This window comes from Pseudoalteromonas obscura (assembly GCF_030135505.1).
Taxonomy (GTDB): Bacteria; Pseudomonadota; Gammaproteobacteria; order Enterobacterales; family Alteromonadaceae; genus Pseudoalteromonas; species Pseudoalteromonas obscura.
The window spans coordinates 226,360-239,323 of sequence record NZ_JASJUT010000001.1; the positions used below are offsets into that span (position 1 = coordinate 226,360).

Annotated in this window: 14 protein-coding genes; 8 read left to right on the forward strand and 6 right to left on the reverse strand. The window is 40.0% G+C overall.

What is annotated here, in order from left to right:
* Nucleotides 1–8: 8 nt before the first annotated feature.
* Complete coding sequence (locus QNM18_RS01040) at nt 9–488, reverse strand: GNAT family N-acetyltransferase (RefSeq protein ID WP_284136053.1); 480 nt, start codon at nt 486–488, stop codon at nt 9–11.
* Nucleotides 489–566: 78 nt separating this feature from the next.
* Here QNM18_RS01040 and QNM18_RS01045 point away from each other — a divergent pair, with 78 nt between their 5' ends.
* Both QNM18_RS01045 and QNM18_RS01050 read left to right on the forward strand, forming a co-directional pair.
* Nucleotides 567–776, forward strand: coding sequence for a hypothetical protein (locus QNM18_RS01045; RefSeq protein WP_211012234.1), 210 nt, complete (start codon nt 567–569; stop codon nt 774–776).
* Nucleotides 777–979: 203 nt separating this feature from the next.
* Nucleotides 980–2,485 carry a hemolysin gene (locus tag QNM18_RS01050; protein ID WP_284136054.1) on the forward strand — a complete coding sequence of 502 codons (1,506 nt, stop codon included), beginning with the start codon at nt 980–982 and terminating at the stop codon, nt 2,483–2,485.
* An 89-nt stretch (nt 2,486–2,574) separates the two neighbouring features.
* On the opposite strand, the gene QNM18_RS01055 is transcribed toward QNM18_RS01050, so the two are convergent.
* Nucleotides 2,575–2,934: a hypothetical protein gene (locus tag QNM18_RS01055; protein WP_284136055.1), complete on the reverse strand. Its 360-nt coding sequence runs from the start codon at nt 2,932–2,934 to the stop codon at nt 2,575–2,577.
* A gap of 307 nt (nt 2,935–3,241) precedes the next feature.
* Here QNM18_RS01055 and QNM18_RS01060 point away from each other — a divergent pair, with 307 nt between their 5' ends.
* Genes QNM18_RS01060 through QNM18_RS01070 form a run of 3 tightly spaced genes read left to right on the forward strand, consistent with a single transcriptional unit; the run spans nt 3,242 to nt 5,794 of the window.
* Complete coding sequence (locus tag QNM18_RS01060) at nt 3,242–4,099, forward strand: hypothetical protein (protein WP_211012237.1); 858 nt, start codon at nt 3,242–3,244, stop codon at nt 4,097–4,099.
* 25 nt (nt 4,100–4,124) lie between these two features.
* Nucleotides 4,125–4,919 (forward strand): hypothetical protein, encoded by a 795-nt coding sequence (locus tag QNM18_RS01065; RefSeq protein ID WP_284136056.1) that lies wholly within the window; start codon nt 4,125–4,127, stop codon nt 4,917–4,919.
* Nucleotides 4,920–4,948: 29 nt separating this feature from the next.
* Complete coding sequence (locus QNM18_RS01070) at nt 4,949–5,794, forward strand: hypothetical protein (protein WP_284136057.1); 846 nt, start codon at nt 4,949–4,951, stop codon at nt 5,792–5,794.
* A 76-nt stretch (nt 5,795–5,870) separates the two neighbouring features.
* On the opposite strand, the gene QNM18_RS01075 is transcribed toward QNM18_RS01070, so the two are convergent.
* Nucleotides 5,871–6,953 carry a helix-turn-helix domain-containing protein gene (locus tag QNM18_RS01075; RefSeq protein WP_284136058.1) on the reverse strand — a complete coding sequence of 361 codons (1,083 nt, stop codon included), beginning with the start codon at nt 6,951–6,953 and terminating at the stop codon, nt 5,871–5,873.
* A gap of 210 nt (nt 6,954–7,163) precedes the next feature.
* Between QNM18_RS01075 and QNM18_RS01080 the strand changes: the two genes are divergently transcribed.
* Nucleotides 7,164–8,147 carry a response regulator gene (locus tag QNM18_RS01080; RefSeq protein WP_211012241.1) on the forward strand — a complete coding sequence of 328 codons (984 nt, stop codon included), beginning with the start codon at nt 7,164–7,166 and terminating at the stop codon, nt 8,145–8,147.
* A gap of 150 nt (nt 8,148–8,297) precedes the next feature.
* On the opposite strand, the gene QNM18_RS01085 is transcribed toward QNM18_RS01080, so the two are convergent.
* A complete protein-coding gene (locus tag QNM18_RS01085; RefSeq protein WP_284136059.1) occupies nt 8,298–8,750 on the reverse strand; it encodes a hypothetical protein in 453 nt (150 codons plus the stop codon).
* A 656-nt stretch (nt 8,751–9,406) separates the two neighbouring features.
* The gene (locus tag QNM18_RS01090) at nt 9,407–10,291 is read right to left on the reverse strand and encodes a hypothetical protein (protein WP_284136060.1); all 885 of its coding nucleotides are present in this window, start codon (nt 10,289–10,291) and stop codon (nt 9,407–9,409) included.
* 204 nt (nt 10,292–10,495) lie between these two features.
* Here QNM18_RS01090 and QNM18_RS01095 point away from each other — a divergent pair, with 204 nt between their 5' ends.
* Nucleotides 10,496–11,494, forward strand: coding sequence for a ChaN family lipoprotein (locus QNM18_RS01095; RefSeq protein WP_284136061.1), 999 nt, complete (start codon nt 10,496–10,498; stop codon nt 11,492–11,494).
* Between the two features lie 180 nt (nt 11,495–11,674).
* A complete protein-coding gene (locus tag QNM18_RS01100) occupies nt 11,675–12,376 on the forward strand; it encodes a hypothetical protein (RefSeq protein WP_284136062.1) in 702 nt (233 codons plus the stop codon).
* Between the two features lie 196 nt (nt 12,377–12,572).
* Here the strand turns inward: QNM18_RS01100 and QNM18_RS01105 are convergent, their stop codons facing one another.
* Entirely contained in the window at nt 12,573–12,920 is a 348-nt protein-coding gene (locus QNM18_RS01105; RefSeq protein ID WP_284136063.1) for a VOC family protein, read from the reverse strand.
* Nucleotides 12,921–12,964 lie beyond the last annotated feature (44 nt).

Consider the following 12,964-nt stretch of genomic DNA (forward strand, 5'->3'; position numbering starts at 1 on the left):
AAAGGCTTTTAACTCAAGTTTAACCTATATTTATCTTGCTTGTGTTCAAAGCCTAAATATTTGAGAAGATTAATACTCCGAACATTCTTTGGCGCAACTTTCGCGTTAACTTGTGCAATTAGCGCTTTCGGCAAGATATGATGCAGCGAGTTAATTAAGCAAGTTGCTGCTTCTCTCATATAGCCTTGATTCCAATGCTCCGGTGATAACTCATAACCCATAGATATTTCAGCACTGCTCTGTTGATAGTCAAACAGCCCTATCGACCCAATTACACTCCCTTCTTTCAATAGTATAAAGCGCACACCAATGCCTTGGTAAAACAGCTCCAAATCGCTTTGGATCATTGCTTTGATATCCTGTAGGGTCAGTGATTTGCCATAGTCATTGTAATGGCTCACTTTAGGATGATTTAAGATCTGCAATAGTACATTGCTGTCTCGATAAGAAACCACGCGCAATGTAAGTCTCTGTGTTAGTAGTTCCATTGGGTTTAATTGGTCGATTTTTTATTATTTTGGTATAAACTACCCCATCTTATTTGAAAGTCCAGTGAAGAAAAAAATATGGCGGAAAAAAACTCAGAATTTAAAGTCATCCCCCCCACTACCAAGGTACTTTGCCCGGAAAAAGGGGAAGGTTGGACACTAACAGGCATCACTGGCATAGATGAACATACTTCAGTGATGTTTCAGGGCGTGCGCTACACATTACCGGCAAAATTAATTGTTGACGAACTCTTGCCTAACTATTTGGAATCTCAGAAAAACAAATAGTCAGATATAATTTTCATCCATTTGTCGTAATTTATTGTTGCAATTTTGTTCATAAGGAGACATGATACAATTAGATTGCAAAGATAATAATGGAAGCGTCTGTCTCGAAGGACTAAGAATGCACGTCGTACAGTGGACGTAGATGTGTGATTACTTTGTGTTGTATTAGCTTGCTTAGGATAAACCGAACAGAGTTTGTTACCATGCTAAAAACATCACTAACCATTTTAACCCTCGCAACTGCGTCATTGCCCTCCCTCGGGTTTGCCAACACCTGTCACGGTGAATTGTTTGGCATCAACGCTGGTCGTGGCGATGTGGGGATCTTATTTGGCTTAAATGAGCAAAACAACAGTGCATATGCACAAACCCTCGCCGAATTTAGTGCTTCAGCGCTTGCTTATGATAGTCAAAGCAAACGAATGTACTACATCTCTGCGCCAAGACCCATCGAATACAAGGTGGACGTTAGCGGATTGGCACTCACCGCAGAGCAAAAGGAACACTTGCCGATAGAAGGAAGTCGGTTCAAGTACTTGCGTTTAGCGTATTATGACTTTAACACCAATTCACATACTATCGTTGACAGGACAAGTCAGGTACTCAGTCTTGTGTATGATGCGGATAACGATGTGTTGCTTGGAACTGACTTTAAAAAGTTGTACCAAATTAATAAAAACTCTGGAGCTGCAACTGAGCTAGGTGCTTTAGGATCACTGAAAGGTAAATTTAGAGGTGACTTGGTTATTCAAGACGGCAACCTCTACTTGATCACCAGCCGATCTGTTTATCAAATAGACAGAAACACTTATGACGTGACTAAACTCGCAAATCACTCGTTGACAGCCGCAACGGGTGCTACGTTGAATCAAGCTGGTGAAATCGTGGTCAGCCGCACGCTAATTAATGACTATGGTCATGTCAACAAATCCAAATTATATAAATTAAACCCCCAGTCTGGTAATACCTGCCTGTTAGCCACAGTTCCAGTTCGTCTTAACGATTTAGCGACAAATACAGACAACGCGGTTGCCTGCTATACCACGCCGACTTGCGAAACAGATCCACTGCCATCATTTACATTAGAAGCGATAACAGACTCAGCCAATGAAGGTGGTCAGTTGGAGTATCAAGTCACTCTAAGCAATGACTACTATCAAGATGTTACGATTGATCTAAACATAGTCCACGGGTCAACTAGTGCGAGCGATGTTAGTTTGAGTGCTAGCAGCGTCACTATTGCCAGTGGTGATACAACAGCAAGCATCATTGTAAATGCGCTTGATGACCAAGATCATGAGGATAACGAGACATTTACCCTTCAGGCTACGGCCGATCAAAATGTAACTGGCTCAGCCTCTTTACCTGGTACTGTTTTGGACAATGATCCAGCATGTGTCCCTGACGATTACACCCGGATCAACTATCAATTTATCAGTGAAAGTGCCGCATATAACAATGATTGGGGCGTGCAGGTTAATGGCAGTTATGTGAAATTGCTTGATGAGTATGGTGGTTCAGGTAGCTATGATGTACTTGTCGGTGCCAACTACAACTACGTTTTGGCAATCAATGGAAATAATAACCAGCTGACTACCAATTATTCAGCTTACGGTGATAAACAGTATTGGGAAGATCAAAATGACAATGACTACAATGACTTTGTAGTTAGAGTGTGGACAACATCTATTCAAAAAGGATGTGATTAAGCTTAACTTAATCTAGCTTTTATGCGGTTTGCTGCTTAACTGGCCTTAACAGCAAATCGCTTTTTTGGTACAGCCTCTGCCACAGCCCCTTATTCCCAGAAAATATAGTATGTATGCTTCTCTACTTGGCCAGATGAGGTTGTAACATCGTAAGTTTGTTTATGCAGGGACTCAAACGTGACTGTTCTGCGTAAAATGCCTTTTTGATACTTATATTTTATCTGCTCATCGGGTGTAAGCGCTGAATACACAGCACCGATAGAGTTGTTTTGATGATGCTTGATGTCTAAATAGTCGTTAAAACGGCTTTGTGTTGTATTTTCAATCGCTACCGATTTAGCACTCGGTATATCTACCCTATCACTAAAGTCTGAAAAACTAGGTGTCGCCGATGTATTGAATGAAATTCCAACTATGCACGTGAGATATAGAAAATCAGGTCTAATCATAATTACTCCTTTTGACTACTCACTTCTTACTTTAACCAAGGGTTTCTATATAAAGCCAGCCAAATATATTATGGAAAGTCTCTATTTTTAGTCCACATTAATACACACCTAAGATCTAACCTTTAAAATCAATAAATTAAAAAAATAATGTAATTAAAGAGTCCATTTAAATAAACATGGACGCTCAGCTCAAACTATCTCGATAAAGTGGCTCCAGTGCTTAGCAAACAAGCACACCTACTCAACAAGCTAATCATTTTTTAATGACATTAGCTAAGTAGAAAAACCTAAAATCGGAGTAATTAAAATGAACACATTTAAAAAAATGGCCATTGTAACTGGACTGTCCTGCATTTCTATCACTGCAAGTGCCCATCACCTCACACCAGATCAGCAGGCAAAGTTATCAAGCATACTCGGCTGTCTATCGCAGTCGAATGACACAGTCCATATTCATGGCTGTAATTTGCAAATCACCAATGGACTTGGTGAGACTAGCTCAAACAATGGTACAGGCAACTTAATCATTGGCTACAATAATGGTGCTTCTGCCCCATCAGCCCCTACAGCTTCTACCTCTGGCTCTCATAACTTAGTAATTGGCCATGGCCATACCTATACACGTTCTGGATCTTTCATTGCTGGGACGAACAATACCGTTCACTCCCCCTCTAGTTTTGTAACTGGTTCTAGCGGGTTAGCAGAGGGTCGCAACGCATCTAGAAGTACAATTGCAGGTGGTTTGGGCAATAAAAACTTAGCTTTTCAAAGCGGAATTTTAGGAGGCAACAGTAATACAATTTCTGACCAATTCTCCCATGCTATGGTTATTTTGGGCGGACAACACAATGATCTAGACGGTCAATACAGCACTATTGCAGGTGGTGTAAGAAATAAAGTAGTGAAAGCACTACAAGCCAACATCCTTGGTGGTGAAGACAATACTGCAACTGTACAACAAACTGTAATTGCTGGTGGTCGATTCAACACAGCAGCCAGAGAAGCAGCCACCATATTAGGTGGGCAAAACAACATCGCAAAAGGGTTCCGTTCAACCATTGCAGGTGGAGCTGAGCGCCAGACAACAACAGATCACGAATTCAGAGCTGGCGTCTTCAATTCTCAAGACCCATATCGAGCTGACGCAACCAACTCAAACGACTAAAAAATAAATTAGAAGGATAACTAAAATGAAAACACTATCTAAATTCGCTTTTATCGCGCTATCGGCAGCTTCTGTAAATGCCCATGCAGCGCTTACTGAGCAAGAGCAAACAGCTTTAATTGACATTCTTTCTTGTTTGGAAAGAGTAGACAACACGCTGGTAGTAAGAGGATGTGATGTTCAAGTTGTTAACGGCTCTGCGGGTAACGTAGAAAAAAATGGCAAAGGAAATGTCATTATTGGTTATAACGCGCAGACCCTACCTTCGCAGCGAGTTGCGACAGGCTCGCACAACCTTGTGATCGGAGATGGTCACCAGTATACCTCCGTGGGCTCTGTAATTGCAGGTGACAACAACGCTGCCTTTGCAAACTCAACCTCAGTTGCAGGCGCAAATAACCATGTATCAGGCTTTCATAGCGCAGTCTGGAGTGGCGAGTCAAACGTTGCTGAGTCAAGCTTCTCGGTGATATTAGGCGGTCAAGAAAATCACACGCCTGCTTTTCATAACTTTGCGTTGATTGCTGGAGGTAAATCCAATACGGCAAGTAACTTCTTTGCTTCTATTTATGGTGGTGAAAACAATACAGCAACAGGTCAAAGCTCTATGATTTTAGGCGGACAAAATAATTTTACTCAGGGTCCAAGCTCCAGTATCACCGGCGGCCGTAATAATGAGGCCAATGGCGAGCTCAGTGCTGTTTTAGGTGGTGAGTTCAATCGCACCAATGGTTTCACCTCGAGTATCGGTGGCGGTCTTAGTAGAACTGTTAATGGCCAAGATGACTTTCAAGCTGGCTACTTCTTCTCAGAAAAATAATCTAATAAAAAATATTTTGGAGCTACAACATGTTTAACTTTAAAAAATCAGTACTACTAATGAGCCTTAGCCTGCTGAGCAGCGCAACTATTGCCAGTTCACACGACCACGACCCTATCAATGAGGAGCAAGCACTGCGCGCCATCCTACAGTGTATGACTAAAGTTGGTAATACTTTAGTTATTAATGGCTGCAACTTACATATTTCAAATGGTACAGGTTATACACATAAGAAAAATGGCGTCAGCACAGCCAACGCCGTCGGAAATTTAATTCTCGGATACAATGCAGTGCGCTATGGAAGTCAAACGCCGCAACTTGACCACAGCGGCTCTCACAACGTGATTTTAGGCGATGGCCACAGCTTTCAATCTACTGGCGCATTACTTACAGGACAAAACAACACCGTAACAGGTCAATCTGCCGTGATTGCTGGCGCAAACAACCAGATCAGTGGTAATGCATCGGCAATAATGTCTGGCAGTAATCACACTGTTGAAGCAAATCATGGCGTCATATTTGGCGGCACTAATCACACCATCTACTCCGATGCAACATGGGCGAGTATTTCGGGTGGCGAATCAAACAGAGTTTATGCGCCACTGGCAAGCATCGTTGGTGGTCGTCACAATACGGCCTACGGTATCGCCTCTTCTATCAGTGGTGGTCAATTCAACCAAACAACCGCTAACGCGCCATATGCAGTTGTCGTAGGCGGAAGTGACAACAAATCAGGCAATGCTGCTGCGGTCGTCTTGGGCGGGCGCTTCAATGAAGCAAATGGTGAAGCTTCAACAGTTGCAGGCGGGTTCAAACGCGCTACATCAGGCAAGCACGACTACAGAGCGGGAAGTAACTACTTCTCAAATCAATAAGTTTATTAGGCACAATCTATATCATTGTTCGGTCTAAGCCATCCCTAAAGATGGCTTATTTTTTAGACCACTCAAATTATTCAACTAAAAGATGGCTAAGCTCACGACGGTACCCACTGCCCTTGTCATCATCAAACAAACCGCACTTTTCTTTGCGAAATTGACTCGGCGTTAACCCAGTATAGGATTTGAACAACTTATTAAACGTGGACTTGCTATTAAATCCCGCATCAAAGGCCACAGCTAGAACCTTATGCTGCGTATTACACAGCAGCAACTTTGCTTCATCAACGCGATATCGGTTTACAAAGTCATAAAAATTCATCTTGAGGTGCATATTGAGTGTATTGGACACCTCAGCAGTCGTGGCATCAATATGTTCCGCTAGTTCCGAAATACTTAACTGAGGGTTTAAAAACAGCTTGTCAGTTCGCATCGACAGTTTTAACTGATGAACTATTTGCTCATTTTGATGTGAGTTTATTGCCTGTGCCTTCGCTATCGGCTCTGCCAATACGCCTTGTACATAAAGTGGTTTTATTTGATTGAAGTAAGACAAATAAAACAACCAAAAACTCATAGGAATATAGCTGGCAAGTGTGATCAGCTTGCTAATAGGTATGGAAAAAATATCATTTACAGATAGTAATAATAACGTAAACACCCAACATATCAGCTGAAAACGGGCCATAAAAACTAACCAAGCATAATTATCATATTGGCGACCCGTTCCTGAAAAAGATATTTTTGTTTTATGAGAATTCAGGTAACGCAATATATACACGGCATAAGATAACGCACATATCACACCAAAGCAGAATTCCCAGGTCATGCTAAACAGGTAACTTGCAAAAACAGGCAATAGGTGAAAAACATCTTCGAAAGAGACTTTTCTAGCTTCTATATGAAAGCGTACATAGAAATAAAAAACTAGCCCATAGAAGGGGTCAAAAGATACATAGTTCTCATAAGTCATGAAGTCAGCCATGACGAAAGCGACTTGCGCTAGTTCCGCCATAAATAACATTATCCATATGCTCAAAAGGCTACATGCGAGCGTTTTCGTTTTAGAAAGCAGAAGTAACAAACACAATATACCCGCCAAAGCTAAACTTAAAATATAAAAGTTTCTTATCACATCAGTGAGTAGCTCAAACATGTTGATTTTCCTTATTTTAATTTGCGCTATCATGCAGACCGTGAAAAACACACAAATGTTACAAATAAAACCAACTTATTTAACAAGAAAAATGACCTGTAGACTTAAACGCAATGTTTTAGCGTCTAAACTAAAATATTGCGTTTGGCGTATTGACGCACATACTTACATATCAAGACTTAACGAAACGATGCCGATAGGCAGACCACCATGAAAAAATTCTCTGTGCTCCTAGTCGAAGATAATCATGTCTACGCAAAACTAATACAACTGTTAGGTAGCGATAAAGCACAATTTACTTGGTGTAAAAACCTACAGGCCGCTAATGAGGCCATTAAAACACAGCAGTTCGACATCTACCTACTCGATCTTTATTTACCAGATGGCGACAGCATTGAGTTTTGTCGATGTATAAATACCCCCAAAAAGGAAGACACTATCACAGTGTTCATTAGTGGAGAAACAGATTTGGAGTGGCGACTTCGTGCCTTTGAGGCTGGCGCAGAGAATTATATTCAAAAAGACATTTCAAAAGAGCTGTTAAAACTAAAGCTGGATAGCTTACTGGATTATCAAGCTAATCGTCTACTCGCACTAAAGCACGCGAAAAATGATTCTAAAGTTCAAACTGATAGAACATTTAGAACGCAGTTAGATCACAATGCCCTTATTCACTTCTATCGTCAATGTCTCAATCTCAATGATATCAGCAAATTTTCTGGCTATTTATCCTCATTAATGGAAAGTTGGGAACTAGACTACATTGCGCGTCTGAAGCTAACCGACGGAACTGAGTATCACTTTAAAAATAATGATGAAGCAATTTGTGATATGGAGCTTGAGCTATTTAACGATTTAGAAGTAAACAGCGCCAATGTTCAATCATTTGGTCAATCTACATTTTTTAAATATCAGCAAGCGGAGCTTATTGTTAAAAATATGCCTACTGATAGCTATAGTAAAGGGTCTTTGGTCGATATATTTCACTATGTTGTTGAAGCTATTGATATTCGATTAAATGAAATAGCTAAACTACAACATATGGACTCAATCATTCAAGAAATAAAAGAGCATTTAAAAGAACGAGAAGATGACAAAAGCCTTAGTTTGCTGAATGAGTTGGTTGACGATCTCGAATCTATCACAGTTGAAAAAGATTTGTCTGATGATAATGATGACATGGTATTTTTCTAACAAATAAGAACCAGTATAAATCAATTGTTAAAAAGCATTTAAAATATAAAACCAATAAGCAATTTAAAATATAAAGAACAAAAAAACAGCACTATAAAGCACTGTTTTTATTCTATAAATTAAACAAATAAGTCTATGTGTTTAACTCAATTAAAATTGTTCTGAACTTGCGTTTAATTGCTCTTCAGTTACATCATGTGTGAACGGCGTGATCACAGGACCGCTGCCATACCAGAACATACCGTATGCACAAGAGTTTAAGTTTTCCCATGTACCATCTTTGTAGAGAACACGTGTTGCACATGCTTCTGCATTGCCACTTGGCTCTCTTGTGCTATTGCTAAATACACAGTACTGGCCTTTTCTGCAATCCCAACGGCCAGAAGTACCGCTATAATTCCACGTTACTTCTGCAATTGGCTTACTCGACGTAAGCCTAAATATGACCTCGGTCGCAGGCGAGCTAGCTTGGCTAGAGCAAAACTGAGGCGTAAACTCTTGAGGTGTAGGTGTACCACTTATCAAACACTCTACTACGGCAGCCTGCGCCGATACACTTGCCATACCTAAACCCAGTGCAGCTAATAAAGTAAGTTTTTTCATTTTATATATCATCCTTTAATATTTTTAATTCATTATTTTTATTTAAAGATTAAATGGCATAGCAAATTTAAATAACACCCCCCTAAAGTGGCCGCATGATTTAATGCAGCTAGGCTGGAGTTGAACAACAAAATTTAAACAGTGCTATAAAACTTAATTTTAACCACCCCATTGCTACTCCATTATATCTTTTACAGTGCGCAGCAATAGTGGCGAAAATAAAATGCCAGCTCCCTCACACAAAAGTCAACCAAAGTAATAATGAATTGAAAAATATAAGGTTTGAAAATCCACAATCATTTCATATGCAGTTGATTTTTTAGAAAATAAACATAAGAACAAAAGCAAAAATTAATTTAATAAGGTTATGAAGGGATAATCCCACTTTCCACAAAATACAAGATTGAATCGCGGCTGTATCACTATAATATTATTGGTTATATAAAAGCTGTTTTCGAATAGCTGTTCAGTACAGCGAAATAACTGCGATCTACACGATGAAAAGTGGGCGGTCTAAGCTCCACTTAATGAAGTTGCAAATTGCTCGACTAAGATAGGCTCAACTTTGACGAGAGTAGAAAAAGACAATTCAGGCCTATTTCGAATAGCTTAACGACTTTTGATCGATAAGCTATTTTGAAGTTTAGGACAATGATTTAGAGTGTTTTTTGACTGACCAGCGTACCAGAATACAACTCGCGCACTTCCAAGATATGCTGATTTGACGTGTTACTTTTCAAAAGAACAGATATATTAGGCACAGTGCTGTCAAGGCTGGGCTTGACTGGTGAGACACTGATAGGCTGATAATCCTTAGAAGCGAACTCTACTTTCGACAAAGTGTCATGAGTTATTGAATCTTTGACAACAACTTGTACGGTACCTGAGTTGCGCTTTCTCAGCAAAAGTAGTTCATCAGCCCCATTCTCATTAAGATCCGAAATCGACTCATGATCAACATAAATCGCATTATTCTCGTTGATTTTAACTTCCAACCCGGTGCTACCGTAGCTCCAACCACCGTATACCACAAAATCAACAGTGTCACCTTGTTGCAATGCTAAATCATCAAATGAAAATGCCCCGGCATTTGCTTTTGACCACACCGAACTACCATTCACTCTAATTGCTACGGTCATAGAGCCTGAATCTCCAGCTAGAAATGCACCATCAATTGCATAGTCAGCTCCCGCTGGAGATGTAAATCGCGCGACGGCAACTTCACCTTTTGGCCCAGGGTGCAAAGATAGAGATTGAGGCGCAATACCGTACTTTACGACATTAGAATAATTGAACCCCACATTGGGTGTGTAACCCCTATCAATTGCGTCATCAAACCAATGATGAATTTGTCCTGTATCTACCTGATTGGGATACAAAGTAAATGACGAAAAATCTTTAGGCTGCCAACCGAAGGTCCATACATTGTTGTACGGCGATGCATAGTTAAAGTCCTTTGTAATATCATACTCTTCAGAAAATGAAGCATTGCTGTAGGCAAGTGTCGACAGAAGTAGCGACGATAATAAAGCGTTTTTCAAAATTTTAAATCCCTATTTTAATAGAATAATGTAAATTCTACCGCCTAGAGGTATTAAATTATTTATTTCAAATAATTTATGTAGACAGCAACGGCATAACCGCACAACCAGCCAAGCTCGACACCCGTAATGAGAACGGTTATCATTATAATGGAGTTCAATTGAATATTGGTTTCAAGAATTTATTAGAATATCGGAATTTTCATGATACAAACAATGCACTTAAAAGCAGCACTATTGCTATCCACTTCAACGTTTTTGATGCAAGGTTGCGTTACCACGAACCAAGATAAAACGCTCTCACACAGCATTGTCACGCTGCACGACTACACTTTATATGATGCAAATAAAAAGCAGCAAATCGATATTAAAAAGCTCGTATCACACCTAAACAACGCGGACGTTATCTTTGTGGGCGAATATCACACCCACAGTGCTTCTCACCGCCTTCAAGCCAATATACTGCCCTTGATATATCGCCAAAATCCAAACTTAACACTGAGTTTTGAGCAGTTCACACGCGATAAACAATATGTGCTTGAGCAGTACATAAAAAATGAAATTGGAGAGCAGACTCTGATAAAACAAGCCAATGCGTGGGATAACTACCAAAGTGACTATCGGCCCTTGGTTGAATTCGCCAAACAATACAAACTGACCACTGTCGCAGCCAATACGCCATTGAGCGTCGTGCGTTGCGTCGCGCGCAAAGGGCCGGAATATATAAATACCTTTGATAAACAGCACCAAAACTGGGTTGCAAAAGATATCACCACCAGCTCACAGGCATATCAAGACAAGTTTATTGAGGCAATGAGTCATCATGCTCCAAAAACAGATAAAAAGTCAGGTCCGATAAAGCTAAGTAATAGTTTTTACGCCCAACTAGCTCGCGATAATACAATGGCAGAGTCTATTTACAAGGCACTCAAATCAAACCCAGCAAACCAAGTTGTTCATTTTAATGGTGCATTTCATAGTAATTATCATCTTGGTACCGTTGATGCGTTGAAACGACTGGATCCGCAACTCAAGGTTGCTGTGATCAGCCCACAATTTATCGATGATGCAATTGATTGGAACACGGGTGATTTTATATACACAATACAAGCACTTCCTGAGCGTTACGTAAAAAAAGAAAACTTGAACAAAGCTATCAAAGAAATGATGAAAAAGCGTAAAGAAACGCAATGTGAGCTGTAATCAAAAATGTATAAAGTGTGTTGCCTCCTGTAATTGGCTAAACTCTTTCAGCCCTTACGTCTTATTTAGTATGTTCAGCCACCGAACTGCAAGATTACTTTCTTAATGACAGATTAATCTGTCATTAAGAAAGCCGCCGACATAATGTGAGGAGATTATAAATTAAAATTATGGAAAACAATGAAATATATAGCTCTTATTCTGGGTGCATTACTTGCGTCAGGTTGCTCTACATCCTCTACACACAGGCCATCAGACTATCAGGTGGAAACCAATGCGCCACAACCAACTGTGAGCTTGTTTCCGAATGACGGCCCCAGTATGAGCGATGCTCAAATCAAAAATGCCCTTGCCCATCAAATTTCATTGCCTCAAATTAATCGCATCGCCATTGTTAATTTATCGACCAAAAATAATTCACGAATGAACTCACAAGAATTCGTACAAATAGACAATGAAATGATTACGCACTTTATTGATAAGCTCAAAAGCTCACATAGGATTTACGACGCTTCTTTTCTACCGACATTATTGTTACCACAACAAAAAACAGTTCCCTTTTTACGAGAAGCAGCAGCACGCTATCAAGCGGACCTTATCTTAGTTTACAAAAATGGATGTGATAACTTTAAACAGCTAAGACTTTTTGAACAAGATCGAGTGCGCTCATATTGCTCTACTGAAGCTGTGCTGATAGACACAAGAACTGGAATTGTGCCATTTACACTCACTGCAACCAAACAATATACTGTAAATAGAGATGCTAAAGAGTTAAATTTCCACGAGACATTGAGAAAAGCAGAACTAAAAGCAATTAACGCCGGTTTAAGTGAAGTTGCAACAAAACTAACATCACATATTGAAGCCACACCAAAACTTTAAGCAGCACCTATTAGAGCCAATGGCACAAACATACATTGTGCCGTCAATCCATCTATTAAAAGTCAGCCAAGATTGACCAATGTACTTTTAGCACTTCACAGGCAGAGCCCAAAAAATTTAATTCTATCTAGTTTAGGGGCGACGTGAATAATGTTGACGTTCTGCTGGTATTGTTGCTTGAAAGTACAGTTACTTTTTAACTCTGAATAACCGAAAAGATATTTCCACTGTTGTCACTTATGTGAGTCATTATACCGCCCCAGCTTTGTTTTTCTGGCTCGTTAGAGAACGATACACCTCGCTTAGAAGCCTCTCTATAGAAGGTATCTATGTTTTCGACTGCAAGACTAAAACCAAGATATCGTCCACATTCAAACTCGCCTTGTTCTTCTGGCTCAAAAATTAACTGAACGTTTTGCAGTTGCATGCCAACAAAACCTTCAGATGGCGATCCGAATAACACGGTTAACCGTAATTTATCGGCATAAAAAGCATATGCATCATTGAGGTTTTTACAGGGTATTCGAATTGCTGCAAGCTTCATTTTTGCTCCTACTGGCCAAGTTATATCAATATCTAGCTCTAGGC

What these genes read in the sequence shown, in the direction of transcription:
- QNM18_RS01040 (WP_284136053.1), bottom strand. Translation starts at nt 488, where the DNA reads ATGGAACTACTAACACAGAGACTTACATTGCGCGTGGTTTCTTATCGA.
- QNM18_RS01045 (WP_211012234.1), top strand. Translation starts at nt 567, where the DNA reads ATGGCGGAAAAAAACTCAGAATTTAAAGTCATCCCCCCCACTACCAAG.
- QNM18_RS01050 (WP_284136054.1), top strand. Translation starts at nt 980, where the DNA reads ATGCTAAAAACATCACTAACCATTTTAACCCTCGCAACTGCGTCATTG.
- QNM18_RS01055 (WP_284136055.1), bottom strand. Translation starts at nt 2,934, where the DNA reads ATGATTAGACCTGATTTTCTATATCTCACGTGCATAGTTGGAATTTCA.
- QNM18_RS01060 (WP_211012237.1), top strand. Translation starts at nt 3,242, where the DNA reads ATGAACACATTTAAAAAAATGGCCATTGTAACTGGACTGTCCTGCATT.
- QNM18_RS01065 (WP_284136056.1), top strand. Translation starts at nt 4,125, where the DNA reads ATGAAAACACTATCTAAATTCGCTTTTATCGCGCTATCGGCAGCTTCT.
- QNM18_RS01070 (WP_284136057.1), top strand. Translation starts at nt 4,949, where the DNA reads ATGTTTAACTTTAAAAAATCAGTACTACTAATGAGCCTTAGCCTGCTG.
- QNM18_RS01075 (WP_284136058.1), bottom strand. Translation starts at nt 6,953, where the DNA reads ATGTTTGAGCTACTCACTGATGTGATAAGAAACTTTTATATTTTAAGT.
- QNM18_RS01080 (WP_211012241.1), top strand. Translation starts at nt 7,164, where the DNA reads ATGAAAAAATTCTCTGTGCTCCTAGTCGAAGATAATCATGTCTACGCA.
- QNM18_RS01085 (WP_284136059.1), bottom strand. Translation starts at nt 8,750, where the DNA reads ATGAAAAAACTTACTTTATTAGCTGCACTGGGTTTAGGTATGGCAAGT.
- QNM18_RS01095 (WP_284136061.1), top strand. Translation starts at nt 10,496, where the DNA reads ATGATACAAACAATGCACTTAAAAGCAGCACTATTGCTATCCACTTCA.
- QNM18_RS01100 (WP_284136062.1), top strand. Translation starts at nt 11,675, where the DNA reads ATGAAATATATAGCTCTTATTCTGGGTGCATTACTTGCGTCAGGTTGC.
- QNM18_RS01105 (WP_284136063.1), bottom strand. Translation starts at nt 12,920, where the DNA reads ATGAAGCTTGCAGCAATTCGAATACCCTGTAAAAACCTCAATGATGCA.